Consider the following 3,475-nt stretch of genomic DNA (forward strand, 5'->3'; position numbering starts at 1 on the left):
GGCTGGGTGAGCCCGGTGGCGGGCCAGGCGCCGCCGTCGTCGGCCACCCGGGCGGGCCGGCGGGTGAGGACCACGGGCACTCCCGATGTCGGCGTTGACTTCCGGCCAGGCTACCCCGGCGCTTCGCCGCTCCGACCCGTCCGATCGGGTAGGTCGGCCCACTCCGGCAGCCGGACGCCGTGCAGCCCGCGGTAGGCCGCGCGCGCCGGTGGGGACCACCGTTCGAGCAGGCCGGGGCGGGGTGCGAACACCTCGACGCCGATCGGGTGGCAGACGTCGATCGGGTCGCGCGCGCCCGGGCCCCACAGCGGGACGGACAGGTCGCCGCCCGGGCACGTCGACAGCGCGCACAGCAGGTCGACCTCGGCGAAGAACTCGAAGAAGTCGCCCGGGCGGGCCGGGCACGCCTTCATGAAGTACCGGTCGTCGCCGGTGAGCCCGGTGCACTGGAAGACGTTCAGCACGTCGTGGACGTCGAACTCGGTGAGCCCGAACGGCGCGACGGCGCGGACCAGGTTCGAGTGGCAGTGGAAGTCGAAGTCCTCGCCGGTGAGCAGCCGGTTGACGTACGGGTCGCAGCGGGTGCCCAGGAGGTCGTGGACGCGGCCGCCGTCGCCGTCGCCGTCTTCGCCGTAGTGCTCGAGGGTGTCCGCAGTGATCGTGGCCAACGGGCGCAGGAACGGCAGCGTCGACCACAGCCGGTCGAAGGTGCTGACGTGCGCGCGCTGGAGCTGGCGGGTGCGCGCGGCCCAGAAGCGCTCGCGCGGGTCGTCGGCGTGCCACAGGTTGAGGTCGCCGACCTGCGGGCCCTCGACGGTTTCGAGGCGGCACAGGTGGCCCTTCGGGACCCGCCACGCGCGGCCGGAGCGGATCGGGACCTCGAAGGCGCCGACCCGCGTCCGGCAGGGGGCGGCGGCGAGCCGCCGGTAGAACGACCGGTCGACTTCGAGCGCGGCGCCTTGGTAAGCGGGTGGGGGTGACCCCATGGGTGTGCTCCTTTCCTCGGGTGCGTCCAGCATGCTCGCGATCACGCACGGTGGTGTTCGACCACTCGTTCGGCTGCTGGGGCTGCGGCGGCCGGGCTTTTACCGTCGTAGTGCCCTATTTCGTGGGAGGAGTGACCGGCGTTGCTCGTGGCCCTCCAGCACACCGGTGCCGACCGCGCCCTGCCGCCCGCGGCGGAGCACGTCGTGGAGCTGCTGCGGTCCTGGGGACGGGGACCGGACCACCTGACGGGCTTGGCACTGGCGGGCATCGCGTTGCCGGGCCCGCGGTTCGTGGACGCCCTGGTGTTCACGCGCACCGGGGTGGTGGTGATCGCGGCGCACGAGCCCGGCCCGGACCCGGGATCGGGCGAGCGGGCGGGCGCGGCCGTGGCGGCGGCGAAAGGCGCGCTTTCCGGGCACGAAGGCGGCCGGTACGTGACGGGCCTGGTCGCGGTTGTGCCGGGGGCGCCGGACTGGACCGAACCCGCCACCGTCCCCGGGGTCGCCGTCGTGCTGGCCGACCCGCGGAGCCTGCGCCGGATCATCGTCCAGCACAACCGCTGGCGGACCGTCTGGTCGGCCGACGACGTCCTCGACGCCTGCTACGCGCTTTCCCTCGCCCACCTGGCCCCGCCGCGGTCCGCGCTGGTCGCGGACGGGTTCCCGGCCCGCCTGCCGGCTCGCACCCGGCTGCCGGAGCTGCCCGCCGTCGTGCCGGTCCCCGCCGAACCCCCGCCCGCCGCCGAGGAACTCGCCGAGCCGGCTGTTCCGCTGCCCCGGCGGCCGGGTTCGGTGGTCTTCCCGCGGCCGCGGCCGATCCGGCAGGTTCCCTGGGGCCTCCTGACCGTGCTGGCGCTGCTCGTCACGGCTGGGGTGATCGCCGCGGTGTTCGTGGCACAGGTCTTCCACGGCTCGTAAAGATCGCGCCAACTAGGCCGGTTGCACCGTTTCCCCGCCGCGTCCGCTGGGCACTTCCCGGTAGACGTGAAAGGGGTTCACGATGCCGCGCACGCGAGCGCTCGTCCTGCTGTCCGTCCTCGCCCTCTCCGGGTGCAAGGTGCCCGGCGAACTGGCGTCCGGCACCCAGCCCGGCGGAACGGCGCCCGCTCCGCCGGTCGCGCCCGCCGAGGCGCGGGCCCAGCTGGGACAGCTCAAGGTCGCCGTGCGCGGCACCATGGACGGCTACAGCCGCGAGAAGTTCCCGCACTGGGACAAGGTCGACGGCGCCTGCGACACCCGCGAGGAGGTGCTCAAGCGCGACGGCAAGGACGTCACCACGAACGCGGACTGCGCCGCCAAGTCCGGCACCTGGGTGAGCCCGTACGACGGGGAAACGTGGCACAAAGCGTCCGATGTGGACATCGACCACATGGTGCCGCTCGGGCAGGCGTGGATCAGCGGTGCCAAGTCGTGGCCCCAGGAACGCCGCGAGCAGTTCGCGAACGACCTCGTCCGCCCGCAGCTGCACGCGGTCACCGACAACCTCAACGAGCAGAAGAGCGACAAGGCGCCGGACCAGTGGAAGCCACCGCTCGTCGGGTATTGGTGCACCTACGCCACCGACTGGATCGTCGTGAAGCGCAACTACGGCCTGACGATCACGGTCCCGGAGAAGACGGCGCTGGAGTCGATGCTGCAGCACTGCTAGTCCGGAGCGGGGAACGTTCGCCGGTCCCGCGCCGCTTGCCTCGCGACCGGTCACCGACATCGGCGGCGGTTCAGACCGAGGGCGGTCGGCCCCGGCGACTTGTGCCGCAACCCTGACCCGAGGTGTAGTGAATGACTCATTCATGTCGTCGGACGACATGAATGAGTCATTCACTACATCGCAGCCCGCCACCACGCCGCCCATGTGGGTGACCGATCACGAGGCAATCCGCGCTGCTGACCGAACCTCAACGCGGCAACCAGCGCGGCCACTGACAAAATCCCATTGGGGGCATCAGCGGTCGCGCCCGGCGCGCGTTGCCGCGGCACTGCTAACGCAACGAGCGAGCCGCCTCCAGCGCCTGCCCGGCGTAGGACCGTCCGAACAGGACGGTGTGCACCAGCAGCGGGAACAGCTGGTGCAACGGGATCCGGTCGGCCCACCCGTCGGCCAGTGGCGCGATCTCCTGGTACGCGGCGAGGACGCGGTCGAGGTGCGGGCAGCCGAACAGGTGCAGCATCGCCAGGTCCGTCTCGCGGTGCCCGCCGTGCGCGGCCGGGTCGATCAGCCACGCCCGCTCGCCGTCCCACAGGACGTTGCCGTTCCACAGGTCGCCGTGCAGCCGGGACGGCGGCTCGGCCGACGGCGGGAGCCGGGCGCAGGCGCGCTCGAACACCGCCGCCTCGGTCGCGTCGAACGTCCCCGCGTCGACCGCCAGCCGGACGTAGGGCAGCACCCGGTGCGCGGCGTACCACGACGCCCAGTCCTCGCCGGGGACGTTCGCCATCGGGGCCAGGCCGATCCACGCGTCGGCCGGGCCGTCCGGGGGAGGCGCGCCGAA

At 72.8% G+C, this 3,475-nt stretch carries 4 protein-coding genes; 2 read left to right on the forward strand and 2 right to left on the reverse strand.

What is annotated here, in order from left to right:
• Positions 1-110 precede the first annotated feature (110 nt).
• Positions 111-986 (reverse strand): urea carboxylase-associated family protein, encoded by an 876-nt coding sequence (locus tag G3I65_RS39770; RefSeq protein ID WP_160700659.1) that lies wholly within the window; start codon positions 984-986, stop codon positions 111-113.
• Positions 987-1,133: 147 nt separating this feature from the next.
• Here G3I65_RS39770 and G3I65_RS39775 point away from each other — a divergent pair, with 147 nt between their 5' ends.
• Complete coding sequence (locus tag G3I65_RS39775) at positions 1,134-1,904, forward strand: hypothetical protein (protein WP_309235940.1); 771 nt, start codon at positions 1,134-1,136, stop codon at positions 1,902-1,904.
• Positions 1,905-1,986: 82 nt separating this feature from the next.
• The gene (locus G3I65_RS39780) at positions 1,987-2,634 is read left to right on the forward strand and encodes an HNH endonuclease family protein (RefSeq protein WP_160700661.1); all 648 of its coding nucleotides are present in this window, start codon (positions 1,987-1,989) and stop codon (positions 2,632-2,634) included.
• A gap of 331 nt (positions 2,635-2,965) precedes the next feature.
• On the opposite strand, the gene G3I65_RS39785 is transcribed toward G3I65_RS39780, so the two are convergent.
• On the reverse strand, positions 2,966-3,475 hold a 510-nt coding region (locus G3I65_RS39785), incomplete at its 5' end, for a fructosamine kinase family protein (RefSeq protein WP_160700662.1).

This window comes from Amycolatopsis sp. SID8362, assembly GCF_010550475.1.
Lineage (GTDB): Bacteria > Actinomycetota > Actinomycetes > Mycobacteriales > Pseudonocardiaceae > Amycolatopsis > Amycolatopsis eburnea.